General features: G+C 48.6%; 1 protein-coding gene. It reads left to right on the plus strand.

The features are described 5' to 3' along the window. A partial coding sequence (locus SB725_RS33430) for a hypothetical protein (RefSeq protein ID WP_410923726.1) occupies positions 1-243 on the plus strand: 243 nt, incomplete at both ends.

Consider the following 243-nt stretch of genomic DNA (forward strand, 5'->3'; position numbering starts at 1 on the left):
CTAACCAGTACCACGACCACTGATGGCGTACAAGTTAGCCTAAACAAAAACCTAGCTCTAGGAGATAGTGGCAGCGTAACGACTGGTGCCACAACCGTTAATGGTAATGGCATCATCATCACCAAAGCAGCAGGGGCTCCTGCTGGCATCACTAATGTCAGCTTGACCAATACAGGGCTTGATAATGGTGGCAACAAGATCATCAACGTAGCCGCTGGTGTCAATGGTACAGACGCTGTTAAT

It is taken from the genome of Pseudomonas sp. SIMBA_041, assembly GCF_046535095.1.
Lineage (GTDB): Bacteria > Pseudomonadota > Gammaproteobacteria > Pseudomonadales > Pseudomonadaceae > Aquipseudomonas > Aquipseudomonas mucoides.